Source organism: Allorhizobium paknamense (genome assembly GCF_030815125.1).
Classification (GTDB): domain Bacteria; phylum Pseudomonadota; class Alphaproteobacteria; order Rhizobiales; family Rhizobiaceae; genus Allorhizobium; species Allorhizobium paknamense.
Window position 1 is genome coordinate 433,345 of the sequence record NZ_JAUSWH010000002.1, and the last position, 23,876, is coordinate 457,220.

The following is a 23,876-nucleotide window of genomic DNA, read 5'->3' on the forward strand; positions in this document are numbered from 1 at the left end:
TCGCCTATGTCCAAAGGGCTCGTTCTTCTCGCCGCCGGGGGTACCGGCGGCCATCTTTTTCCGGCGGAAGCGCTGGCGCATGAATTAAAGGCGCGCGGCTACACCGTGCATCTCGTCACCGACAAGCGGGCCGAGCGCTATGCCGGGAAATTTCCCGCCGACGAGATTCATGTCGTGGCGTCTGCCACCATCGGCTCGAAAAATCCCATTGCCATGGCCCGAGCCTTACTCACTTTGTGGAATGGCTATCGTGCCGCCAAAAAGCTGATCGCGCGGCTGAGGCCTGCTGCCGTCATCGGCTTTGGCGGCTATCCCACCGTTCCGCCGCTGATGGCGGCGTCCGCGCTCAAGGTGCCGACACTCATTCACGAACAGAACGCGGTGATGGGCCGCGCCAACAAGCTTCTGGCCGCGCGGGTGCGCGCCATAGCTGGTGGCTTCCTGCCCGCAGGCGGCGCTTATGCGGTAAAGACCGTGGTGACGGGCAATCCCGTACGGCCCGCCGTGCTGGAGGCCGCCCGCGAGCCTTACAGGACTGCGATTGCTGAAGATCCTTTTCATCTGGTGGTGTTTGGCGGCAGCCAGGGCGCGCAGCATTTTTCCAGCGCCGTGCCCAATGCCATCTGCCTGCTGGATGAGGAACTTCGCAAGCGCCTGACGGTGACGCAACAGGCCCGGCCCGAGGATGAAGAGCGCGTGCGCGATTGCTATCGCAAGCTTGCCATTCCGGCGGAGGTTGCGCCCTTCTTTACCGACATGGCAGCGCGTATTGCCCGGGCGCAGGTGGTGATCTGCCGCTCCGGGGCCTCCACGGTGTCAGAACTGGCGGTAATCGGCCGTCCCTCCGTGCTCGTGCCCTATCCTTACGCGCTGGATCACGACCAGGCCGCCAATGCCGCTGCACTGGAGCGGCAGGGCGGGGCGCTGGTGGTGAAGCAATCGGAGCTGACGCCGGAAAAGATTCGCGACCTGCTCACGGGCTGGATGGCCACACCTGAAACACTTGCCGACATGGCGATTGCCGCCAAACGCACGGGACAACCGGAGGCGGCAGGCTTGCTTGCCGATCTGGTTGAAGCTATTGCGAGCGGGAAATCGATTGATGCTGTAAAGGGAATGCGCAAATGAAAATGCCGCAAAGCATTGGCCTGGTCCATTTCATCGGGATCGGCGGGATCGGCATGAGCGGTATTGCCGAGGTGCTGCACAATCTCGGTCACAAGGTGCAGGGGTCCGATCAGGCCGACAGTGCCAATGTGCAGCGCCTGCGCGCCAAGGGTATCGAGGTTTTTGTCGGCCACACGGCAGATAATCTCGGCGAGGCCGAAGTGGTGGTGGTTTCGACCGCCATCAAGAAGAACAATCCCGAACTGATTGCGGCGCGCGAAAAGCTACTGCCGGTGGTGCGTCGGGCTGAAATGCTGGCGGAACTGATGCGCTTCCGCAATGCAATCGCCATTGGCGGCACCCATGGCAAGACCACCACGACCTCCATGGTGGCGGCCCTGCTGGAAGCGGGGTCGCTCGATCCCACCGTCATCAATGGCGGCATCATCAATGCCTATGGCACCAATGCCCGCATGGGCGAAGGCGAGTGGATGGTGGTGGAGGCCGACGAGTCCGACGGCACCTTCCTGAAACTGCCTGCCGATGTGGCCGTGGTCACCAATATCGATCCCGAGCATCTCGATCATTACGGCAATTTCGATGCCGTACGCGCCGCCTTCCGGCAATTCGTGGAGAACGTGCCTTTCTATGGCTTTGGCGTCATGTGCCTGGATCATCCGGAAGTGCAGGCACTTGTGGGGCGCATCGAGGACCGCAAGGTCATCACCTATGGTGAAAACCCGCAGGCCGATGTGCGCTTTTCCAATGTGCGGCTGAACGGCACGCAATCGATTTTCGATGTCGAAATCCGCCGCCGCCGCACGGGCCGTGTCTTTCAGTTCAAGGATCTGATGCTGCCCATGCCGGGCCGTCATAATATTTCCAATGCTTGCGCCGCCATTGCGGTGGCAAACCGGCTCGGCATTTCCGAGGAGGCGATTCGCAAGGGGCTCTCCGGTTTTGGCGGGGTAAAGCGCCGCTTCACGCTCACCGGAAGCTGGAATGGCGTGCAGGTCTTCGACGATTACGGCCACCATCCGGTTGAGATCAAGGCCGTTTTGAAGGCAGCGCGCGAGGCCTGCACGGGACGCATCATCGCCGTGCATCAGCCGCACCGCTTTTCGCGCCTTTCAAGCCTCTTCGAGGATTTTGCCAATTGTTTCAACGATGCGGACAGTATTTTGCTGGCTCCCGTCTATGCTGCAGGTGAAGATCCCATCGAGGGAGCCGATTCCGAGCACCTCGTTTCCCGTATCAAATCGGGCGGTCACCGTGATGCGCGCTTTCTGAGCACGCCTGAAGACTTGCCGCGCCTCATTTCTGCCATTGCGCAACCGGGGGACTTTGTGGTCCTGTTGGGAGCGGGAAATATCACGCAATGGGCGGCGGCCCTGCCCAGAGAATTGGAATTGCTGTCAGGAAAGTCTGAATGAAACAGGTGGATGGGGAAAAGCTGCTGGCTCGGCTGGGGCCTGGTGTAGATGCGTTGCGGGGCCGGTTGACACCGAATGCGCCCATGGACCGGGTGACCTGGTTCCAGGCAGGCGGGCTGGCGGAGTTGATGTTTCAGCCGCATGACAAGGAAGATCTCATTGCCTTCCTGAAACTGCTGCCGGAAGACGTGCCGCTGACGGTGGTGGGCGTGGGCTCCAACCTTCTGGTACGCGACGGCGGCATTCCGGGTGTGGTGATCCGCCTGTCGGCCAAGGGCTTCGGCGGCCTGGAACTGGAGGGCGATAATCGCATACGCGCCGGCGCCATCTGCCCGGACAAGCATATCGCCGCCATGGCGATGGACAATAATATCGGCGGCTTTGCCTTCTATTACGGTATTCCCGGCTCGATCGGCGGGGCGCTGCGCATGAATGCCGGTGCCAATGGCGGCGAGACAGCGGCCCGCGTTCTGGAAGTGGAGGCGGTGGACCGGCAGGGCAATACGCATATCCTCTCGAAAGAGCAGATGGGCTATAGCTATCGCCACTCCGATGCGCCGGAAGGCCTGATTTTCGTCGGCGCGCTGTTCGAAGGCTATGCCGACGAAAAGGCGAAGATCCGCACTGAAATGGATGCTGTGCGCCAGCACCGCGAAACGGTGCAGCCGATCAAGGAAAAGACCGGCGGTTCCACCTTCAAGAACCCGCCCGGCCATTCCGCCTGGGAGTTGATCGACGAGGCCGGTGGCCGGGGTCTGATGATCGGCGGGGCGCAGATGTCGTCGCTGCATTGCAATTTCATGATCAATGTCGGCCATGCCACGGCCTATGATCTGGAATATCTGGGCGAGACCGTCCGTCAGAGGGTTTTCGAGACCTCCGGCGTCAAGCTGCAGTGGGAGATCAAGCGGCTAGGTCTGTTCATGCCGGGCCGCGAAGTGTCCCCGTTCATGGGCGCGACGACCGAGTAAACCTGATCTTTCAGCTTTCGTAAAAAAACGCCGCCAGTAGAATCACTTGGCGGCGTTTTTTGTTGTTAAGAAGCTGATTCAAGTTATCTACTGCATGATTCCTTAAATCGGAGTCGATTTAAGGAATCATGCAGTAGATTTAAAGCGCTACAGCGAACCTTTGTGCCCCATATATGGCGCACGGCGCTGTAGAACCCGGCGAACCGGGCTCCAGAAAAGTCAGACTTCTTCCTTGCCGGAGGCCAGAATGCAGACCAGCGTGATCACGGCGGCTAGGCCGAGATAATAGCCGACGGCAGCCATGCCGTAATTGGTCTGGAGCCAGGTGGCGGCGTAAGGCGCCAGCGAGGCGCCGACGATACCGGCAAAGTTGAAGGTGAGCGATGCGCCGGTATAGCGCACGCTGGTCGGGAAGGGGGCGGCAAGGGCGGCCCCGATCAAGGCATAGGTCATGCCCATCAGCGCCATGGAGCCAGCGGCAAAGATGGCTACGCCCGCTTCGCCAGCCGTCAGCAGTGTTGGCAGCAGGAAGGAGAAGGCGGCGATCAGGATGGTGATGACGATCAGCGACAGACGGCGGCCAATCTTGTCACCCACCTTGGCGGTGAGCGGAATGAAGATCCCGAAGACCACGGCGCTCATGATCTGGATTTCCAGCGCGTCGAGGAAGGGGATCTGCAGCACCTTCACATTGTAGGAAAGCAGCCAGGCCGTGCCGATATAGAAAAGCACGAAGGTAACGAGCGCCACGAAGGTGCCGAGGAACAGGCTGCGCTTGTACTTGCCGAACACTTCCTTGACCGGCACGGCAACGCGCTCATGGGCTTCCATGGCCTTGCGGAAGGCAGGTGTTTCCGAGATCGAGAAGCGGACCCACAGGCCAACGGCGATCAGGAGCGTCGAGGCGACGAAGGGCACGCGCCAGCCCCAGGCGACCAGCGCATCCTTGGACATGACATGCAGCAGCAGCCAGAAAATGCCCGAGGACAGGAACAGGCCGACCGGTGCGCCAAGCTGCGGGAACATGGCATACCAGTTGCGCTTGCCTTCCGGCGCATTTTCCGTGGCCAGCAGCACCGCGCCGCCCCACTCACCGCCAAGCCCGAAGCCCTGGCCGAAGCGGCAAAGGGCAAGCAGCAGCGGCGCCATCACGCCGATTTGTTCATAGGTCGGCAACAGGCCGATGATTACCGTGGAAATGCCCATGGTGAGCAATGCCGCCACCAGTGTCGCCTTGCGGCCGATGCGGTCACCGAAATGGCCAAAGACCACAGCGCCCATGGGACGGGCAAAGAAGGCGATGGAGAAGGTGGCGAAAGAGGCGAGAAGCGCCGTCATCGGATCGCTGTTCGGGAAGAAAAGCGTCGGAAAAACAAGCACTGCCGCCGTGGCGTAAACGTAGAAGTCGAAGAATTCGATGGTTGTGCCGACCAGGCTGGCCGTCAGAACGCGTGCGGGAGAATTGACTGCAACAGGCGCCAACGGCTCAGAGGACGGCGATACGGAGCGTACCGCTTCAGTCATGGATTAAGTCCCCGGAGAAGTGTCATTTCAGCTCTTTCAAAGAAAGGTGAAGCGGCCTTAACGCAATTTTCATGCTTGTGAAAGCGCAAACACGTAATTTCCGTGCAATTCCGGGGAATGCAGCCTGGAACGGGTGAGGGGGCGGGCAACTCTGATTTTGACCGCAAATTCCGCAAAAACAAAAAGCTGGCGGCGGCGGTTAACGAAAGTAAACGGTTCATTAACCTTAATGACGTTTTATCAACGCAGGCAGTGGAATCACCTGATTCCGCCGCAAGCCGCGCACAAGGCTGTACGCGGTAGATTTGAGTTTACATGTGTCGAGGGTGAAGATGGGTGCCAAGCATGTCGCCGTATTGATGGGCGGGTTTTCGTCGGAGAGGCCGGTGAGCCTTTCCAGCGGCAATGCCTGTGCGGCGGCGCTGGAAGAGGCGGGTTACCGCGTCACCCGTGTCGATGTCTCGCGCAATGTCGCGGAGGTTCTCTCGGAACTGCGCCCCGATGTGGTGTTTAACGCGTTGCACGGCCCGTTCGGCGAGGATGGCACCATTCAGGGCATCCTCGAATATCTTTCCATTCCCTATACGCATTCCGGCGTGCTGGCCTCGGCGCTGGCCATGGACAAGGCGCAGGCCAAGAAAGTTGCCGCCGCTGCCGGTATTCCCGTTGCCTTCGGCAAGGCGATGTCACGTTTCGAGATCGGCAATGAGCATCCCATCGCGCCGCCCTATGTGGTGAAGCCGGTGCGGGAAGGGTCGAGTTTCGGCGTGGTGATCGTCAAGGAAGACCAGTCGCATCCGCCGCAGATCATCGGTTCGTCCGAGTGGCGCTATGGCGATGTGGTCATGGTGGAGAAATATATTGCTGGCCGCGAACTCACCTGCGGCGTGATGAACGGCAAGGCTCTGGATGTCACGGAAGTGATCGCCAAGGCCAATTCCTTTTATGACTTTGATTCCAAATATGCCGCTGGCGGCTCGTCCCATGTCATTCCGGCACAGCTTTCACCGAATATTTACCAAAGAATACAAGAATTGGCAGTCAGGGCGCATGAGTCGATCGGGTGCCGGGGCGTGAGCAGGTCGGATTTTCGGTACGATGACCGTTTTTCCGAGGATGGAGAGCTGATCTGGCTCGAAATCAACACGCAGCCGGGCATGACGCCGACATCGCTGGTTCCGGAAATGGCCGCTCATGCCGGTATTTCCTTTTCTGAACTGTGCAGCTGGATGGTGGAGGACGCTTCGTGCTCTCGGTAAGCGCCAAAAAATCGGGTGGCAAGCGCAAGAGCGAGCGCCCGGCAGCCGTGCTCGCCGATGAGGCGGGGCTGGTTTTGCCGCGTCCGTTCCGCCGCGTGGCGCGCTTCGTGATTGCGCTCTGCGCCGGCAAGGTTGCGGTGCCCGATCATCTCGGCAAGCTGTCCTTTCTCGCCTATTGCGTGGCCGTTGGCGGCTACGGCATCGTCCAGGGCGGCCATTGGCCGGTGGTCGAGCAGGCCATGACCTCCACGGCAGGCTTTGCCATCGAGGACGTCAAGCTCTCCGGCAATGTTCACACCTCGGAAATCGACGTGCTGCAATCGCTCGGCCTCGATGGCACGACCTCGCTGGTGGCGATCAATGCCGATGAGGCCCGCCGTCGCGTCTCCGAGCTGCCGTGGATCCAGTCCGTGGAAGTGCGCAAGATCTATCCGCGCACCATCGAGGTTAATGTCAAGGAGCGGGAAGCCTACGGTATCTGGCAGCATGGTTCGGAGCTGTCGCTGATCGAGAAGAATGGCAGCGTGATTGCGCCGCTGCGTGACAACAAGTTTGCCAGCCTGCCGCTGTTCGTGGGGCGCGATGCCGAAGTCGCCGCCCAGGACGTGGATGCCGATTTCGATGGCTGGCCGGAGATCAAGGCGCGGATCAAGGCCTATGTGCGCGTCGCCAGCCGTCGCTGGGATGTGCATCTGGATAATGGCGTGGTCGTGAAGCTGCCGGAAGAGGATGTAGGGGCCGCCCTTGCCCGTCTGGCGCGGATGGAAGGCGAAGAGAAGCTTCTGGAGCGTGACATCCTGGCCGTGGACCTGCGTCTGCCCGACCGCATGGCCGTGCAGTTGACGCCCGAGGCCGACCAGCGCCGTCAGGCGGCGGTTGCCGCCCGCACCAAGGCCGTCAAACAGGCGGAGCAGCGGATATGAGCATATTCGGGTCTTCTTCTTTCGGCCTGCCGCGCATGAAGCCGCTGTCGTCCAAGCGGGCGCATGTGGTGTCGGTGCTGGATATCGGCTCCACCAAGGTGGTCTGCATGATCGGGCGGCTGACGCCGCGCAAGGAAAGCGATGTGCTGCCGGGCCGCACCCATCACGTGGAAATCATCGGCATTGGCCACCAGCGTTCGCGCGGCATGAAATCCGGCGTGATTGCCGATATTGATGCCGTTGAAAGCGTGGTGCGTCTGGCCGTGGATGCCGCCGAGCGCATGGCGGGGCTTACCGTCGACAGCCTGATCGTCAACGTCTCTGCAGGCCGTATCAAATCGGATGTCTACACCGCCACCATCGATCTGGGCGGGCAGGAAGTGGAAAATGCCGACCTGCGTCGGGTTCTGGCGGCGGCCAACCAGCAGTCGCAGCGCCGCGAGCGCGTGCTTTTGCATTCGCTGGCCACCGGCTATTCGCTGGATGGCGAGCGCGGCATTCGCGATCCGCTCGGCATGTTTGGCGATACGCTTGGCGTGGACATGCATGTGGTGACGGCGGAGCGTCCGGCGCTGAAAAACCTGGAGCTTTGCATCAACCGCGCGCATCTGACGGTCGAGGGGCTGGTGGCAACCCCCTATGCCAGCGGCCTTGCGGCGCTGGTGGATGACGAGGTGGAGCTTGGCTGCGCGGCCATCGACATGGGCGGCGGCACCACCACCATTTCGGTTTTTGCCGAAGGCAAGCTCATTCATACCGATGCCATCGGCATTGGCGGTCATCACGTCACCACCGATCTTGCGCGCGGTCTTTCCACCCGCATCGAGGATGCGGAGCGGTTGAAGGTGGTGCATGGATCGGCCTTCGCCAACGGCGCGGATGAGCGTGATGTGATCGCAATCCCACCCATTGGCGAGGATGATCGCGATTTACCGACACAAGTGCCACGTTCCCTGCTGACGCGAATCATTCAAGCGCGTATTGAAGAGACACTGGAGATGATTCGTGACCGGATCCACGCTTCGGGCTTCAGCCCGGTGGTCGGGAAGCGAGTGGTACTGACCGGTGGCGCAAGCCAGTTGACCGGTCTGCCGGAAGTCGCGCGGCGCATGCTTGCCCGCAACGTCCGGATCGGCCGCCCCATGGGTGTCTCCGGCCTGCCGGTTGCGGCGAAAGGCCCTGCCTTTTCGACCGCTGTGGGTCTGATGATCTATCCGCAGGTGGCCGATCAGGAAATTGCCGCGAGCCAGGGAGGATTTTTCTCCGCTGGCGCGGGCAACAGCCGCATGATGCGTGTGGGACAATGGCTGAAAGAAAGTTTTTGAAGAACCGGCCCGCCGGTCGAGAGACGATTCGGGCCAGATGAGAAAAGAGCGGGTTCAGGAAGCGTGTAGCGGGTTTGCTTCCGGATCCGGCGACAAACTGAAGTGACGTTGGCCAGGGCGATGCGGCCAGGGAAGAAGGAACGGAAAGTATGACCATCAATCTGCACAAGCCGGACATTACCGAGCTGAAGCCGCGCATCACCGTTTTCGGCGTTGGCGGCGGTGGCGGCAATGCCGTGAACAACATGATCACCGCCGGTCTCCAGGGCGTGGATTTCGTGGTTGCCAATACCGATGCCCAGGCGCTGACCATGACCAAGGCCGAGCGCATCATCCAGCTCGGCGCCAATGTCACCGAAGGTCTCGGCGCCGGTTCGCAGCCGGAAGTCGGCCGCGCGGCTGCCGAAGAGTGCATTGATGAGATCATCGACCACCTGAATGGCACGCATATGTGCTTCGTCACCGCCGGCATGGGTGGTGGCACCGGCACGGGTGCGGCGCCTGTCGTGGCGCAGGCCGCCCGCAACAAGGGCATCCTGACGGTCGGCGTGGTCACCAAGCCTTTCCATTTCGAAGGCGCGCGCCGCATGCGTCTGGCCGAATCGGGCATCGAACAACTGCAGAAGTCTGTCGATACGCTGATCGTCATTCCGAACCAGAACCTCTTCCGCATCGCCAACGACAAGACCACCTTCGCCGACGCCTTCGCGATGGCCGACCAGGTGCTCTATTCGGGCGTTGCCTGCATCACCGACCTCATGGTCAAGGAAGGCCTGATCAACCTCGACTTCGCCGACGTTCGCTCGGTGATGCGCGAGATGGGCCGCGCCATGATGGGCACCGGCGAAGCATCCGGTCCGGGCCGCGCCATGCAGGCCGCCGAGGCCGCCATTGCCAACCCGCTGCTCGACGAAACCTCGATGAAGGGCGCGCAGGGCCTGCTGATCTCCATCACTGGCGGTCGTGACCTGACGCTGTTCGAAGTGGACGAAGCCGCAACCCGTATCCGCGAAGAAGTCGATCCGGATGCCAACATCATCCTCGGTGCGACCTTCGATGAAGCTCTGGAAGGCCTGATCCGCGTCTCCGTCGTTGCCACCGGCATCGACCGCGCCGCCAATGCGCTTGAAGCCCGCGGCGCTGAAATGCGCACAATGGCTGCCAAGCCGATCATCCGTCCGTCCGCTGCCATTCCGGCCCAGCCGGCTCCGGCTCCGGTCGCTGCCGCCCCGGCTCCGCAGCCTGCACCGGCTCCCGTCATGCAGCCCGCTCCGGCGCCTGTCATGAGCGCCCCGGTTGCCGCTCCGCGCGCTGCCGATCCGGTTGCCGACCAGATCCGCGCCGCCGAGGCCGAACTGGAGCGCGAACTGGAAATCGCCGTTGCCCGTCAGGCTGCCATGCAGCAGGCCCAGGCCGCTCAGCCCGCACCGGCTCCGCAGGCCGCTGCCCCGGCAGATGACTTCCGCCCGCAGAGCAAGCTGTTCTCCGGTTTCAACGTGTCCGAGCCGCCGGTTGCCCGTCAGCCCGAACCTGTTGCCCCGCCGGTCATGAGCCGCCCGGCCATGCCGCAGGCGCCGATGCAGCAGCCGGTTCGCCAGGAGCCGAGCATCAACCTGCGTCCGTCCGAGCAGGTGCGCATGCCGAAGGTCGAGGATTTCCCGCCGGTCGTTCAGGCGGAAATCGATCATCGCACCCAGCCCGCTGCCCAGCAGGCAACGGAAGAGCGGGGTCCGATGGGTCTTCTGCGCCGCATCACCTCCTCGCTTGGCCGGGGTGAGGAAGCAGCACCGGAAGCCCAGGCCGCGCCTGCCGCCCCGGCCCAGCAGCCGCGCCGTCCGCTGTCGGCAGAGGCAAGCCTCTATGCGCCGCGCCGTGGCAACCTCGACGATCAGGGCCGCGCCGTGCCGCAGTCGCGCATGGGCCATGATGACGACCAGCTGGAAATTCCGGCCTTCCTGCGCCGCCAGTCGAACTGAGAAAATCCGGGGAGACGCCTGCCTCTCCGTTTTGGACGCATTCTTGAAACCCAGGCCTCACGGCCTGGGTTTTTGTGTTCCATCACGAAATATATCCACAGTTTTTTTGTGTTTTTTCAAGCGGATGACTTCGTAACAATCGGAAAGAAACATTGATTTGGATTGTTGCGTGTCAAACCGTATATCCCGGATAACGAAGTGCGTTATCGCTGCTGTCGGGAACAGTAAGGAACGCTTGGGAATTTCGCGGTGGAGCTGATCCTCCGCGGTTTTGAAAGGTAGAGTATCCATGGCAATCGGATTGCTGAGCTTCCAGACCACTATCGCTCAACCGGCGACCCTCAAGGGAACCGGCGTGCATTCCGGCCAGCCTGTCACGATGAGTTTCCTGCCTGCCGAAGCCGGTACCGGCATTGTCTTTCACCGCCAGCATGCCGATGGCCGGGTCACGGAACTCAAGGCCGTGTCTTCGCAGGTCGGCAATACCGATCTCAGCACTGTTCTCGGCTTCTCCCCGGACCATTGGGTTGCGACCGTCGAGCATGTCATGGCCGCCATTTATGCCCTTGGCATCGACAATCTGATCATCGAGGTCGATGGTCCGGAAACGCCGGTCATGGATGGCAGCTCCGCTGTTTATATCGACGCGATCGAGCAGGCCGGTATCATGAGCCTTGGCGTCAAGCGCCGTTACATTCGCGTCTTGAAGACGGTACGGGTGGAAAATGGCGCTTCGTGGGGCGAATTTCGTCCATTTGACGGCACGCGGTTCGAAGTGGAAATCGATTTCGATTGCGCACTGATCGGCCGCCAGGGCTGGAAGGGCAATCTGACGGCGGAAACCTTCAAGACGGAATTGTCGCGTGCCCGCACCTTCGGTTTCATGCGCGATGTCGAACGCCTGTGGGCTGCCGGTCTGGCACTGGGCTCCTCGCTGGAAAACTCCGTGGTCATCTCCGACGACGACAAGGTCGTAAACGTCGAAGGGCTGCGTTACGCCGATGAATTCGCCCGTCACAAGACGCTGGATGCCGTCGGCGATCTGGCGCTTGCGGGTGCGCAGTTCATCGGCTGCTATCGCTCCTATCGCGGCGGCCATAAGGTCAATTCCATGGCGCTGAAGGCGCTTCTGTCTGACGCGACCGCTTATGAAGTTGTGGAAGCCCCCGGTGCACGGTCCGCGCAGGCGCGTGCCCGCGAATTTGTCGCCGTGAGTGAGCCGGGTTTTGCGCCCTGGAGCGCATGACGTGACCTATTGATTCGAAAAGGGCGCCCTGAGCGCCCTTTTTTTGTTTTCACCGCAGCTTTTCCGCGAAAATAAAGGTGAAGAAAGTTTCACGGCCATAAAAATGTATGAAAGCATGACCATTGCGTTGCCCTCATACTGGCTTTATGGCTAAAACGCCTTGCGAAGGCGAGGGCTGGAGAAGCGCCGCTGCAATCGGGATCTGTCGTATGAGTGAAGTGAAGTCTTCCATGGTCTATCAATCGGCGCGGATGCTGACCCTGTGCCTTACCCTTGTGGGCACGGCGGGTCTCATCACCGCCTGCCAGACCGACAAGGACATTGATATCACCAAGCTGGCCGCTGAGACCGACCCGCCGGAAACGCTTTACAATCAGGGCCTCGCAAACATCAAGGCCGGTAACCTCGCAGAAGCGGGCCGCAAGTTCGACGCCGTCGACAAGCAGAATCCCTTCTCCGACTGGTCGCAGAAGGCGCTGGTGATGAGCACCTTCGTGAAGTATCGCCAGGCCAAGTACACGGAAGCCATTTCCACCGGCAATCGTTACATGACGCTCTATCCCGAATCGAAGGATTCGGCCTATGTGCAGTATCTGATCGGTCTTTCCAACTGGCGGCAGATTCCCTCCGTCACGCAGGATCAGAAATTCTCCGCCCGCACCATCGAAGCCATGCAGAAGGTGGTCGATAACTATCCGAGCTCTGAATATGTGCAGGACGCGCAGGTAAAGATCCGCTTCGCCCGCGACCAACTGGCCGGCAAGGAAATGCAGGTTGGCCGTTACTATCTGGAGCGTAAGGAATATCTCGCCGCTATCCAGCGCTTCCGCACTGTGGTTGAGAAATATCCGACCACCAACCAGATCGAAGAGGCGCTGGCGCGTCTGGTCGAGGCTTATTACGCCCTTGGCGTGGTGCAGGAAGCCCAGACCGCTGCTGCCGTGCTCGGCCACAACTATCCGGACAGCAAGTGGTATCAGGATAGCTTCAACCTGCTGAAGGGCGGCGGTCTTGAGCCGCGTGAAAATCAGGAATCCTGGATTTCGCGCGCAGGCAAGAAGCTGCTGCTCGGCGATTCGGCCACCTGATTTTCCTTGAGCCCCACAAGAGACGTGAAACGCCATGCTGGTCCAGCTTTCGATCCGTGACATTGTCTTGATCGAAAGGCTGGACCTTGGCTTTTCGCAGGGCCTTTCCGTGCTGACCGGTGAGACCGGCGCGGGCAAATCCATTCTGCTCGATAGCCTTTCGCTGGCGCTTGGCGGGCGCGGTGATGGTGGTCTGGTGCGCCATGGCGAGGACAAGGGGCAAGTGACTGCCGTCTTCGATGTCGGCATGAACCATCCGGCCCGGCTGCTGCTGCGGGAAAACGGCATCGATGACGATGGCGATCTGATTTTCCGCCGTGTTCAATCCGCCGATGGCCGCACCCGCGCCTATGTGAACGATCAGCCGGTCAGCGTGCAGTTGATGCGGCAAGCCGGACAGCATCTCGTGGAAATTCATGGCCAGCACGATGACCGGGCGCTGGTGGATACGGCGGCTCATCGCATTCTGCTGGATGCCTTTGCCGGACTGACGGAAGAGGCCGAGGCGCTGGGCGAGCGTTATCGCCGCTGGCGCGAGGCCGAGCGTGCCTTCAAAACCCACCGCGCCAAGGTGGAGGCCGCAGCCCGCGAGGCCGATTACCTGCGCGCCGCCGTGGAAGAGCTGGAAGGCCTGAGCCCGCAGGATGGCGAGGAAGAGCAACTGGCCGAACGCCGCGCCCAGATGCAGAAGTCCGAACGTATTGCCGGTGATATTGCCGAGGCGTCTGAATTCCTGAACGGCAATGCCAGCCCCGTGCCGATGATTGCCTCACTGATGCGGCGGCTGGAGCGTAAGAGTGGCGAAGCCCCGGGCCTGCTGGAAGAGACGGTATCACTGCTCGGCACGGCGCTCGATACGCTCTCCAGTGCCCAGATGGAGGTGGAGGCAGCACTTCGCCGCACCGAGTTCGATCCGCGTGAACTGGAGCGGGTGGAAGAGCGCCTGTTTGCGCTGAGGGCTGCGGGCCGCAAATTCTCCGTTTCGGTGGCGGATCTGCCGGCTCTGGCGGAAAAGATGATCACCGATCTGGCCGATCTCGATGCCGGTGAAGAAAAGCTGGGTAAGCTGGAGGCCGCCGTGGCCGAGACCAAGGCGGTCTACGATCAGGCTGCCGAAGCGCTCTCCGCCAAGCGCCGCAATGCGGCATCGGCCCTGGCGGACGCCGTGATGGCCGAACTTCCGGCGCTGAAGCTGGAGCGTGCCCGCTTCATGGTGGATGTCACCGCCGATCCCGGCAATGCTGCCGCTGAAGGCATCGATACTGTCGAATTTCATGTGCAGACCAATCCGGGCACGCGCCCTGGTCCGATCATGAAGGTCGCTTCCGGTGGTGAGCTTTCGCGCTTCCTGCTGGCGCTGAAGGTGGCGCTGGCCGATCGCGGGTCGGCGCCGACGCTGGTGTTCGACGAGATCGATACCGGCGTGGGCGGCGCTGTGGCGGATGCCATCGGCCAGCGGTTGAAACGCCTGTCGGACCGCGTGCAGGTTCTTTCGGTCACTCATGCGCCGCAGGTGGCGGCGCGGGCGGCCACGCATCTCCTGATTTCCAAGGGACCGGCCAGTTCCGGCGGTGAGCGGATCGCCACCCAGGTGGCCACTATCGGCCCCGATCACCGCCGCGAGGAAATAGCCCGCATGCTGGCCGGTGCTCAGGTGACCGACGAGGCCCGCGCCGCCGCCGCCAAGCTTCTGGCCGGAGACCATTGATCTTTTCCCGTTTCATGCCGATCTTGTTCGAGATGTTCGCGCAGCAGTGAGAGGGAACAAGATCATGGGGTTCGGCGTCTCAGGCATATGCAGCGTTTTCGGCCTCTTCCCTTTGCGCTCAACCATTTAACGGTGAGCGATGTTTGATCTTCTCCAGACCTATTGGCCGCATATTCTGGCGGTGCTCTCCACGCTTCTTGGCACGGTGGCGGCGGTGCATGTGGCCATGACCAAGCGCGATGTGCGCTCGGCCATTGCCTGGGTGGGCGTGATCATTCTTTCGCCGATTATCGGCGCGCTGATTTATGGCATTGTCGGTATCAACCGGGTTCGGCGGGCGAATTTCGTGGCGCGGCGCAATATGCGGCGCAGCCGACTGGGGGAGGTGCTGGCGCATTACGCCATCGATCCCGGCGGGGTGGAAACGGCCTTCGGCGAACGGCTGGAATCGCTGCGCCGCCTGGGGGATACGGTATGCGGACGGGTGCTGACCTCCGGCAACCGGCTGACACCGCTGGAAAGCGGCGATGCGGCCTATGAGGCGATGGGGCAGGCCATCGATCAGGCCGAACATAGCATTTTGATGGAAACCTATATTTTCGACAGGGACCGGATAGGCCGCTGGCTGGCTGACAAGCTGATTGCGGCGCGCAAACGCGGGGTGACCGTGCGGGTGCTGGTGGATGCCGTTGGCGCGCGCTACAGCGTGCCGAGCATTCTGAGTTATCTGGAAGAGGGAGACGTCACGGTTGCCGCCTTTAACGGTCAGGTGATCACCGGCCTGCGTCTGCCCTATGCGAATATGCGCACCCACCGCAAGATCATGGTGGTGGATGGCGCCGTGGCCTTCATGGGCGGCATGAATGTGCGCGATGCTTTCTGCGGGCCGGATGCCGCCCATGATACCCATTTCAAGGTCACGGGTCCCGTGGTGGCCGATCTCTTCGCCGTGGCTGCCGATGATTGGCATTTCGAAACCGGCGAGGTGCTGAAGGGGGAGCCCTGGCGCATTCGCCTCTCCGCAGGCGAGGCGGGGACTGCCCCCTTCATGCGCGCCGTTGCCTCCGGGCCGGATGCCAATCTGGAGGCCAATCACCGCATGCTGATGGGGGCGTTTTCCGTGGCCGAAAAGTCCATCCGCATTCAGTCGCCCTATTTTCTGCCGGACAATATCTTTCTCTCCGCCCTGGTCACGGCGGCGCGCCGAGGGGTGCAGGTGGAGATCGTGGTTCCTTCCAAGAACAATCTCGCCATCGTCAGCCGCGCTATGAATGCGCAGTTCGAGCCCATCCTCCGGGATGGCTGCCGGATTTACCGTTCTGCCGGGCCCTTCGATCATTCGAAGCTGTTGGTGGTGGATGGGCGCTGGGCCTATATCGGCTCCTCCAATCTGGATTCGCGTTCGCTCAGATTGAACTTCGAGATCGATCTTGAAGTTTATGACGAGGACTTTGCCGGTTTCGTGGAGCGCCGGATTGCCGCAAGCCGCGAGGGCGCCGAGGAGGTGACGCTGGATGCCCTGCGCCGCCGCCCCTTTGCCGTGCGGCTTCTGGAGCGCGTGCTCTGGCTCGGTTCGCCCTATTTGTAAATGCGTGTGATGTTCAGAAGAGGAGCGCGGCCTTCCTTTGACGGTCCATGATGCCATAGATGAAAAAGCCTGATCATAGCCTGACGGCGCAAATGCTGAATTCCTTTCGCAACCGCAGGGGCCGCCCGGTGATGGCCGTGGCTTCGGAAAAGCGGCCCGGCCTGCTCGTGGCCTCTTACAATGTCCACAAATGCGTGGGGACAGACCGCCGCTTCGATCCCGACCGGGTGATGCAGGTGATCCGCGAGATTGCCCCGGATGTGATTGCCTTGCAGGAAGCCGACCGCCGTTTCGGCGACCGCGTGGGCCTGCTGGATATGAGCAGGCTCTATAATGAAATGGGGCTGACGCGGGTGCCGGTCTCCGGCATGCCGCGCTCCCATGGCTGGCGCGGCAATGTGCTGTTGTTTCGCGAGGGCATGGTGCGCGATGTGCGGCCCTTCGTACTACCGGGATTGGAGCCGCGCGGCGCAGTGGTTGCGGAGATCGATCTGGGTGCTGGCCGGGAATTGCGCATTATCGCCGCCCATCTCGGCCTGTTGCGCTGGGCGCGCCGCCAGCAGGCGGATTTTATTCTGAGCCTGATGCGCGAAAGGCAGGATTGCCCGACCGTGCTGATGGGCGATTTCAATGAGTGGCGGCTGGGGGCGGGCTCGGCGCTGACGCGGCTGGAGCCGGTCTTTGGCCCGCTGCCGCCGCCGGTCCCCAGCTTTCCTGCGCGCCTGCCGGTGCTGGCGCTGGACCGTATTCTCACCAATCGGCCAAGCGTGCTCTCCGAAATTGCCGTGCATGACAGCCCGCTGGCCCGGCTTGCCTCCGACCATCTGCCGCTCAAGGCCTGGATCAATCTGGAAGAGGTGATCGAGGCTGAGGAATAGGACTTTTCCTCAGCCGATTTTCGGTTATGACCAGACAGCAAATTCTGGAGACTTCGATGGCAGACGAACTGATCCCGGTAGAAAAGCTGACCGAAGATGCGGCGCGGGTGGAGCTTCAGCGGCTTGCCGCCGAGATCGCCCATCACGACGCGCTTTATCACGGCAAGGACCAGCCGGAGATTTCCGACGCCGATTATGACGCCCTGAAGCGCCGCAACGATGCCATCGAAGCGCAGTTTCCCACACTGGTGCGCACGGATAGTCCTTCGCAGCGCGTGGGAGCAGCGCCCACGGGTGTGTTTGCGCAGATTACCCATGCACGGCCCATGCTGTCGCTGGACAACACCTTTTCGGATGAGGACGTTCAGGATTTCGTTGCCTCGGTCTATCGCTTCCTTGGCCAGATGCCGGACAACTCCATTGCCTTTACCGCCGAGCCGAAGATCGATGGGCTTTCCATGTCGATCCGCTATGAGGGCCGCAAGCTGAAGACGGCGGCCACGCGTGGCGATGGCACGACGGGTGAAAATGTCACTGCCAATATTCTCACCATAAAGGAAATCCCCACCGAACTGCCGGAGGATGCGCCGGATGTGGTGGAGGTGCGCGGCGAAGTCTATATGGCCAAGAGCGACTTTCTGGCGCTGAACGCCCAGATGGAGGCGGAAGGCAAGCAGACCTATGTGAACCCACGCAACACCGCCGCAGGCTCGCTGCGCCAGTTGGACGCCAAGGTGACGGCCAGCCGCAAGCTGCGCTTCTTTGCCTATGCCTGGGGGGAAATGAGCGAGATGCCTGCCGATACCCAGCATGGCATGGTGGAGGTGTTCCGGCGCTGGGGCTTTCCGGTCAATCCGCTGACGCGGCGGCTGACCTCGGTGGAGGAGATCCTCGCCCATTACCGCGAGATCGGGCTTCAGCGCGCCGATCTGGATTACGATATCGATGGCGTTGTCTACAAGGTGGACCGCCTGGATTTGCAGGCGCGGCTGGGCTTTCGTTCGCGCTCGCCGCGCTGGGCAACGGCGCACAAGTTTCCGGCGGAGCAGGCCTTTACCCGGGTGGAGAAGATCGACATCCAGGTGGGTCGCACCGGCGCGCTGACACCCGTGGCGCGGCTGGAGCCGATCACCGTCGGCGGCGTGGTGGTGACCAATGCGACGCTGCACAATGCCGATTACATTTTGGGGATTGGCAATAGCGGCGAGCGCATCCGCCCCGAGGGGCATGATATTCGCGTCGGCGATACGGTGATCGTGCAGCGGGCCGGGGATGTGATTCCGCAGGTGCTGGACGTGGTGCTGGAGAAGCGGCCCGATGATGCGGTGGCCTATGACTTTCCGAAGACCTGCCCGGTCTGCGGCAGCCATGCGGTGCGGGAGCGCAACGAAAAGACCGGCAAGCTCGATTCCGTCACCCGCTGCACGGGCGGTTTCGTCTGTTCGGCCCAGGCTAAGGAGCACATCAAGCATTTCGTCTCGCGCAATGCCTTCGACATCGAAGGGCTGGGCACGAAGCAGGTGGATTTCTTCTTCGAGAGCGAGGATCCGGCGCTGATGATCCGCACCGCGCCGGATATCTTCACCCTGAAAAAACGCCAGGAAACGTCACTGGCCAAGCTGGAGAATATCGAGGGCTTCGGGCGTGTCAGTGTCCGCAAGCTGTTCGATGCCATCGATGCGCGCCGTGAAATCGCGCTGAACCGCTTCATCTTCGCGCTCGGCATTCGCCATGTGGGCGAGACGACGGCCAAGCTTCTGGCGCGCTCCTACGGCTCCTACGCGCATTTTTCCGAGGCCATGCAGGCGGCGGCTCCGAAATTCGGCGAGGCCTGGAATGAGCTGAACGCCATTGAAGGCATTGGCGAGGTGGTGGCCGCCTCCATCGTCGAATTTTTCAAGGAGCCCCGCAATCTGGAAGTGGTGTCGCGTCTGCTGGACGAGGTGACTCCGCAGGATGCGGAGGCGCAAGCTGTGGGTGACAGCCCTGTGGCGGGCAAGACCGTGGTCTTCACCGGCTCGCTGGAACGGTTCACCCGTGACGAGGCGAAGGCGCGGGCGGAAGGACTGGGCGCCAAGGTGGCGGGATCGGTATCGAAGAAGACCGATTATGTCGTGGCGGGTCCTGGCGCCGGTTCCAAGCTGGACAAGGCCCGCGAGCTTGGCGTGAGCGTCATGACGGAAGATGAGTGGCTGGCCTTGATCGGCGGGTGATCATGGTCTGAACGGGTGGTTGCAACGGGACGTTCACGCTTTCCGGCACGGGGTGATTTTGTTCCACTACCTCTCTTGCAATGTTCCATGTTCAGATGCATCTCTTTCACTGCGCAGGGAAAATCTGCGCTACAGCGCCGTGCGTTTTATCAAACGCACAAAGGACGCTGTAGGACTTTAAATGTGCTGCATAATTTTCACCTTAAATCGATTCCGATTTAAGGAATTATGCAGGTGGGCGCTGCCGCCGAGGGGCATCGGGAGGGGCGCTTTGGGTTTAATCTCTTTTCGTGCCGATGTCACACCGCCCCTGGTTTGCGCAGCACGGGTTTCATGGGGACATTATGCGTTTATTCATGGGTTTGGCTGTTGGCCTGGCGTCGCTCGCCATGGTCTCGACGGCTTCTGCTGCCTCAACGAATGCCAAGGCACCCGCCAAGGCCTCCGGCAGCCATCGCTTCCTGTTCGTCAACAAGACCGACTCGGCCATCGTTCGCCTGACCTTCCGGTCTCTTGACGGCACCGGCGGAAAGGTGGAGGTGCTGAATGGTCACAGCGTCGGCAAGAACAAGAGCCGTATTGTCACCGTTCCGAATGACGGCACCTGCAAATATGGCGTACTGGGTGAGATGGAGCAGGATTCCGGCTATTACGACCTGATGAGCAAGGTCGATCTCTGCAATCTCGGCCAATACACGCTCACGTCCCGGTAATGTGTTGAGGGGTTTTCTCCAAGGATCGATATCGATCAGAGGAAAAGCCCGGAAGACATCAAGGTTCTGCCATGCCAACGGCGCGGAGCCTTAAGGATTTGCCGTTCGGGTCGCGAATGAAGCTGAGCGAGCCGGTGGATTTGGAATGGCCGGGCACATAGTCGAAGGTGACTTCCGATTCTTCCACCGGCTGGCCGCTCTCCAGAATTTCGCCGCGAATTTCCACGCTTGCGGCGGTGCTCGGGGCGTGGTTCTTCACCTCGAAGGTCACGCGCCAGCCGGAGGGAAGGTGTTCGGTGGACAGCGCATGGACGGTCAAGTCCGGTGGGACGCTGGCCGCGGTTAAGGCTTCATAGCCCACCCAGCCGAACAGGCCAGCCACGAGAAGGGTGGAGATCAAGCCCGTGGTCCATTCCAGCCGGTGCGGCGTCGGCTTTTCGGTCTGCACGCCATGGTGTGTCATCGTCATGGGAGCACTCCTATAAAATCAGGCGGGCCGCGGCGGCGCCAAGGGCGGCGGGAAAGCCGAGCACAATGGTGGCCATGGCCATTTCGAAGGCGGCGGTGTCATCCAGCCGGCCAAAACTCCAGAGCAGATAGGCGCTGATCGCCAGCGCCACGACATAGCCGGGCAAGGTGAAGCGGATCAGCGCATGCCAGCCGGGCACACCCTTTTCCAGCCGATGGCCGCCGGGAAAGGAAAGCGCGTAGACGAAGCCGTGCATCAGCAGAATGGACAGGATCATCAGCGCCAGCGCATGCCAGGGCGTCATCTTGTAGGCGATCAGGATCATCTCCTCGGTGGGCGCCATGTTGAAAGCCAGAAACAGCGCCCCGACCGCCATCATCGCCAGTTCCACCGCATAGCTGGTTTCCTCAGATCGTTTACGCGCATTTCCGGAGGGAAAACCGGCTTCCACTTTTTCTGGAAATGCTCTGGTGTTCGCTTCCGTTGCGTCATCGTCTTCCTCGCTTTCCTGGTGCTGGCCCAGCTGGCTGCGCCCCAGCATGGCGCCAATGCTGGCCGGCACGGCCTGTATGGCGATCTTGCCGAGCCATTCACTCACCGACATATCGAAGGTTATGACTCCGAAAACGGCAAGAATCATGGCGCTGGCGATGATGCCGAGCGCATAGGCGATCACAGCGTCGCGAGCAGCATCCGTCCAGCTGACGGTACGCTCGAAGCCGATGCGCCGGGCCAATAGAATGAGAAGGGGAAGGTTGATCACCAGCAGCAGGATCAGCCGCCAGCGATCCATGTAAAAGCCGAGAAACCACATTTCCATGGTCATCAGCATGGGAAGGGAGAAGAGCAGAGATCCCGCCAGCCCCCGGGCCAACCCGCTGAGATGCAGCGATGAGGAGGGCTTATGCGTGTCTGCCCTCAGATCGTCCGTTGCGGATTTTCGGTGTGCCTCGCTCTGATATGTCTGCATGAAACATCCTCTGGCCGCTTAAAGTGTTGAGGCGGCCAGAGAGTTCCATCAGCATCATCATCAGCCGTTCGGCTTGCTCTTGCGCGGCTTCTTGCGGTCCGCAGCCGGGCCGCGATCATCGAATTTCGGCTTGCCGCCCTTGAAGGGCTTGGCCGGGCGATCGCCCTTGGGCTTCCAATCATCGCGGCGCGGCTTTGCGCTCGGTGCATCGCCCCAGACCTCTGCGTCGGTGCGGGCGAGATCGTCCTTAAAGCGGCCCTGCGACTTGGCGGGACGGCTGGCGGGACGGCTATCACCATTGTCGCGATTGCCATAGGGCTTGCGATCACGCGGTGCCTTGGGCGGCGCGGAGAAATCCGGCATGCCCTTCAGCGGGCGCACCTGAATGCCGCGCTCAAGCATCTTGTTCGGGCCGATGGAGGAGAGGAACTGATCCACGCCATCCTCGGCAATCTCCACGAAGGTTTCTTCCGGCTGCATCTTGATTGCGCCGATTTCGGCCTTGGTGATCTGGCCATTGCGGCATAGCATGGGGATCAGCCAGCGCGGCTCGGCATTCTGGCGGCGGCCAACCGAAAGCGAAAACCAGCGGCTGGGGCCGAAGGCGTCCCGGGGGCGGCTTTCGCGATGCGGCGGCACTTCCCTGCCATCGGCGGCAAATTCATCCCGCTCGCGGCGCGGACGCTTCGGCGCATCGACGGTAACCGGCACCAGATCCTCAGGCGCGGAACGGCTACCGCGATAATTGCGGATGAAGGCGGCGGCAAGCTTTTCCGCGCCATGTTCGGCCAGCAGGCGCTGCACCATCTCGGCCTCGTCCTCGCCAACGGTCTCGGCCAGCGTCGCGTCCGCCAGCAGGCGCTCGTCGTCACGGGCCAGAACCTCGTCGGCGCTTGGCGGCAAGACCCATGCGGGACGCACATGGGCGCCATCCAGCAGCCTCTCTGCCTTGCGGCGCAGGTTGACCGGCACGATCAGTGCGGAAACGCCCTTGTTGCCGGCGCGGCCCGTGCGGCCGGAACGATGCAGCAGGGTTTCGGAATTGGTAGGCAGATCGGCATGGATGACCAGTTCCAGACCCGGAAGATCGATCCCGCGGGCGGCGACATCGGTGGCGATGCAGACCCGCGCCCTGCCATCGCGCATGGCCTGCAGTGCATGGGTGCGCTCGTTTTGGGAAAGCTCGCCGGAGAGGGCGACGACCGAAAAACCGCGATTGTGCAGCCGCGCCGTCAGATGGTTCACATTGGCGCGGGTGGAGCAGAAAACGATGGCGTTGCGGGCTTCATAGAAGCGCAGTACGTTGATGATGGCGTTTTCCTTGTCAGCCGGGGAAACCAGCATGGCGCGGTAATCGATATCGACATGCTGCTTCTTTTCGGCAGCGGTTTCGATGCGCCGCGCATCCGGTTTCTGATAGCTGCGGGCGAGATCGGCAATGGCGCGGGGCACGGTGGCCGAGAACATCAGCGTGCGCCGATCTTCAGGCGCCTGCTCCAGAATGAATTCCAGATCCTCACGGAAGCCGAGGTCCAGCATTTCGTCGGCCTCGTCCAGCACCACGGCGCGCAGATCGGAAAGGTCGAGCGCGTTGCGGGTAATGTGGTCACGCAAGCGGCCCGGCGTGCCGACGACGATATGCGCGCCACGCTCCAGCGCCCGGCGCTCATTGCGGATATCCATCCCACCCACGCAGGAGGCGATGGTCGCGCCGGTCATTTCGTAGAGCCATTCCAGCTCCCGCTTTACCTGCAAGGCCAGTTCGCGGGTGGGGGCAATGGCCAGCGCCAGCGGCGGGCCCGCGCGGCCAAAGCGGTCGCGGCCTTCCAGCAGGCCAGAGGCCATGGCAAGGCCGAAGGCCACGGTCTTGCCGGAGCCGGTCTGCGCGGAGACAAGCGCATCCTGACCGTCGAGATCATCGTTCAGCATGGCCTGCTGGACGGGGGTCAGGGTCTCATAGCCGCGTTTCAGCAAGGCCTCGGCAATTGCCGGGACGATGCCGTCAAAATTCGTCATCGGTTCATCTTTCGAAATGAGTGGCAGCAGGCCCACGGCATAAAAAGCCGGGCGGGCGGCATATTTTGGTGTCTTCCTAAAGCGCAATCCTCGCGAAGTACAGGGAGAATTTCGGTGAAGGGTTAAAAGATGCGGGGAGGTGCCGGTACAAGCGGCGTTTTGGGCGTGTGTGCTGGCGAAACCCGGTGGGGGGATCGGCAGAATTCCACTCCCCGCTCAAGCCGAACGATGAGTTATCCTGGAGCGTTTCAGTCCTTCACGGAAACACTGAAACGCTCCGACTCTCTGTCTTTACGCATGTTTGGACAGCAAACCGCTACGCACTTTTCCCTGGACAATCCTCTGGAGTTTGTAAGGGAAAAGCGGAACCCGGTTTTCCAAAAAATACCAAAGAAAACATTAAAGCACGTTGCGGCTTATCAGCCTCATGCAACGTGCTTTAAGGTCTTGTTTAAAAGCATGTCGTTAT

Annotated in this window: 18 protein-coding genes; 14 read left to right on the top strand and 4 right to left on the bottom strand. The window is 61.4% G+C overall.

The window, feature by feature from the left end; genetic code table 11:
• Positions 1-6: 6 nt before the first annotated feature.
• The 3 genes from murG to murB are packed head-to-tail and all read left to right on the top strand — an operon-like array spanning position 7 to position 3,511.
• A complete protein-coding gene (gene murG, locus QO005_RS05565; RefSeq protein WP_307156992.1) occupies positions 7-1,128 on the top strand; it encodes an undecaprenyldiphospho-muramoylpentapeptide beta-N-acetylglucosaminyltransferase in 1,122 nt (373 codons plus the stop codon).
• Entirely contained in the window at positions 1,125-2,540 is a 1,416-nt protein-coding gene (gene murC, locus QO005_RS05570; protein WP_307156993.1) for a UDP-N-acetylmuramate--L-alanine ligase, read from the top strand. The genes murG and murC overlap by 4 nt, the downstream gene beginning before the upstream one ends.
• Positions 2,537-3,511 (top strand): UDP-N-acetylmuramate dehydrogenase, encoded by a 975-nt coding sequence (gene murB, locus QO005_RS05575; protein ID WP_307156994.1) that lies wholly within the window; start codon positions 2,537-2,539, stop codon positions 3,509-3,511. The genes murC and murB overlap by 4 nt, the downstream gene beginning before the upstream one ends.
• Before the next feature lie 219 nt (positions 3,512-3,730).
• Here murB and QO005_RS05580 read toward each other — a convergent pair whose 3' ends face one another.
• Positions 3,731-5,035 (bottom strand): MFS transporter, encoded by a 1,305-nt coding sequence (locus QO005_RS05580; protein WP_307156995.1) that lies wholly within the window; start codon positions 5,033-5,035, stop codon positions 3,731-3,733.
• A 332-nt stretch (positions 5,036-5,367) separates the two neighbouring features.
• Between QO005_RS05580 and QO005_RS05585 the strand changes: the two genes are divergently transcribed.
• The 11 genes from QO005_RS05585 to QO005_RS05635 all read left to right on the top strand — a co-directional run bounded on the left by QO005_RS05585 (position 5,368) and on the right by QO005_RS05635 (position 19,952).
• Positions 5,368-6,294, top strand: coding sequence for a D-alanine--D-alanine ligase (locus tag QO005_RS05585; RefSeq protein ID WP_307156996.1), 927 nt, complete (start codon positions 5,368-5,370; stop codon positions 6,292-6,294).
• The gene (locus QO005_RS05590) at positions 6,282-7,217 is read left to right on the top strand and encodes a cell division protein FtsQ/DivIB (protein ID WP_307156997.1); all 936 of its coding nucleotides are present in this window, start codon (positions 6,282-6,284) and stop codon (positions 7,215-7,217) included. The genes QO005_RS05585 and QO005_RS05590 overlap by 13 nt, the downstream gene beginning before the upstream one ends.
• Positions 7,214-8,542, top strand: coding sequence for a cell division protein FtsA (gene ftsA, locus QO005_RS05595; RefSeq protein WP_307156998.1), 1,329 nt, complete (start codon positions 7,214-7,216; stop codon positions 8,540-8,542). Before QO005_RS05590 ends, ftsA begins: the two co-directional genes overlap by 4 nt.
• A gap of 149 nt (positions 8,543-8,691) precedes the next feature.
• Positions 8,692-10,518: a cell division protein FtsZ gene (gene ftsZ, locus QO005_RS05600; RefSeq protein WP_307156999.1), complete on the top strand. Its 1,827-nt coding sequence runs from the start codon at positions 8,692-8,694 to the stop codon at positions 10,516-10,518.
• Positions 10,519-10,807: 289 nt separating this feature from the next.
• Positions 10,808-11,764, top strand: coding sequence for a UDP-3-O-acyl-N-acetylglucosamine deacetylase (lpxC, locus tag QO005_RS05605; RefSeq protein WP_307157000.1), 957 nt, complete (start codon positions 10,808-10,810; stop codon positions 11,762-11,764).
• Positions 11,765-11,994: 230 nt separating this feature from the next.
• Positions 11,995-12,852, top strand: a complete 858-nt coding sequence (locus QO005_RS05610; protein ID WP_307157080.1) for an outer membrane protein assembly factor BamD — start codon at positions 11,995-11,997, stop codon at positions 12,850-12,852.
• 34 nt (positions 12,853-12,886) lie between these two features.
• A complete protein-coding gene (gene recN, locus QO005_RS05615) occupies positions 12,887-14,560 on the top strand; it encodes a DNA repair protein RecN (protein WP_307157001.1) in 1,674 nt (557 codons plus the stop codon).
• A 139-nt stretch (positions 14,561-14,699) separates the two neighbouring features.
• The gene (gene cls / locus QO005_RS05620) at positions 14,700-16,148 is read left to right on the top strand and encodes a cardiolipin synthase (RefSeq protein ID WP_307157002.1); all 1,449 of its coding nucleotides are present in this window, start codon (positions 14,700-14,702) and stop codon (positions 16,146-16,148) included.
• Positions 16,149-16,207: 59 nt separating this feature from the next.
• A complete protein-coding gene (locus QO005_RS05625) occupies positions 16,208-17,026 on the top strand; it encodes an endonuclease/exonuclease/phosphatase family protein (protein WP_307157003.1) in 819 nt (272 codons plus the stop codon).
• A 56-nt stretch (positions 17,027-17,082) separates the two neighbouring features.
• The gene (ligA, locus tag QO005_RS05630) at positions 17,083-19,239 is read left to right on the top strand and encodes an NAD-dependent DNA ligase LigA (RefSeq protein ID WP_307157004.1); all 2,157 of its coding nucleotides are present in this window, start codon (positions 17,083-17,085) and stop codon (positions 19,237-19,239) included.
• Between the two features lie 356 nt (positions 19,240-19,595).
• Positions 19,596-19,952 (top strand): hypothetical protein, encoded by a 357-nt coding sequence (locus tag QO005_RS05635; RefSeq protein WP_307157005.1) that lies wholly within the window; start codon positions 19,596-19,598, stop codon positions 19,950-19,952.
• A 58-nt stretch (positions 19,953-20,010) separates the two neighbouring features.
• Here the strand turns inward: QO005_RS05635 and QO005_RS05640 are convergent, their stop codons facing one another.
• The 3 genes from QO005_RS05640 to QO005_RS05650 are packed head-to-tail and all read right to left on the bottom strand — an operon-like array spanning position 20,011 to position 23,407.
• Positions 20,011-20,421 (bottom strand): TIGR02588 family protein, encoded by a 411-nt coding sequence (locus QO005_RS05640; protein ID WP_307157006.1) that lies wholly within the window; start codon positions 20,419-20,421, stop codon positions 20,011-20,013.
• A gap of 10 nt (positions 20,422-20,431) precedes the next feature.
• Complete coding sequence (locus tag QO005_RS05645) at positions 20,432-21,391, bottom strand: TIGR02587 family membrane protein (protein WP_307157007.1); 960 nt, start codon at positions 21,389-21,391, stop codon at positions 20,432-20,434.
• Between the two features lie 60 nt (positions 21,392-21,451).
• Positions 21,452-23,407: a DEAD/DEAH box helicase gene (locus QO005_RS05650; RefSeq protein WP_307157008.1), complete on the bottom strand. Its 1,956-nt coding sequence runs from the start codon at positions 23,405-23,407 to the stop codon at positions 21,452-21,454.
• Positions 23,408-23,876: the final 469 nt, after the last annotated feature.

Bases quoted from the DNA above. Each gene is read 5' to 3' on its own strand.
- murG (WP_307156992.1), top strand. From the start codon at position 7: ATGTCCAAAGGGCTCGTTCTTCTCGCCGCCGGGGGTACCGGCGGCCAT.
- murC (WP_307156993.1), top strand. From the start codon at position 1,125: ATGAAAATGCCGCAAAGCATTGGCCTGGTCCATTTCATCGGGATCGGC.
- murB (WP_307156994.1), top strand. From the start codon at position 2,537: ATGAAACAGGTGGATGGGGAAAAGCTGCTGGCTCGGCTGGGGCCTGGT.
- QO005_RS05580 (WP_307156995.1), bottom strand. From the start codon at position 5,035: ATGACTGAAGCGGTACGCTCCGTATCGCCGTCCTCTGAGCCGTTGGCG.
- QO005_RS05585 (WP_307156996.1), top strand. From the start codon at position 5,368: ATGGGTGCCAAGCATGTCGCCGTATTGATGGGCGGGTTTTCGTCGGAG.
- ftsA (WP_307156998.1), top strand. From the start codon at position 7,214: ATGAGCATATTCGGGTCTTCTTCTTTCGGCCTGCCGCGCATGAAGCCG.
- ftsZ (WP_307156999.1), top strand. From the start codon at position 8,692: ATGACCATCAATCTGCACAAGCCGGACATTACCGAGCTGAAGCCGCGC.
- lpxC (WP_307157000.1), top strand. From the start codon at position 10,808: ATGGCAATCGGATTGCTGAGCTTCCAGACCACTATCGCTCAACCGGCG.
- QO005_RS05610 (WP_307157080.1), top strand. From the start codon at position 11,995: ATGGTCTATCAATCGGCGCGGATGCTGACCCTGTGCCTTACCCTTGTG.
- recN (WP_307157001.1), top strand. From the start codon at position 12,887: ATGCTGGTCCAGCTTTCGATCCGTGACATTGTCTTGATCGAAAGGCTG.
- cls (WP_307157002.1), top strand. From the start codon at position 14,700: ATGTTTGATCTTCTCCAGACCTATTGGCCGCATATTCTGGCGGTGCTC.
- QO005_RS05625 (WP_307157003.1), top strand. From the start codon at position 16,208: ATGAAAAAGCCTGATCATAGCCTGACGGCGCAAATGCTGAATTCCTTT.
- ligA (WP_307157004.1), top strand. From the start codon at position 17,083: ATGGCAGACGAACTGATCCCGGTAGAAAAGCTGACCGAAGATGCGGCG.
- QO005_RS05635 (WP_307157005.1), top strand. From the start codon at position 19,596: ATGGGTTTGGCTGTTGGCCTGGCGTCGCTCGCCATGGTCTCGACGGCT.
- QO005_RS05640 (WP_307157006.1), bottom strand. From the start codon at position 20,421: ATGACGATGACACACCATGGCGTGCAGACCGAAAAGCCGACGCCGCAC.
- QO005_RS05645 (WP_307157007.1), bottom strand. From the start codon at position 21,391: ATGCAGACATATCAGAGCGAGGCACACCGAAAATCCGCAACGGACGAT.
- QO005_RS05650 (WP_307157008.1), bottom strand. From the start codon at position 23,407: ATGACGAATTTTGACGGCATCGTCCCGGCAATTGCCGAGGCCTTGCTG.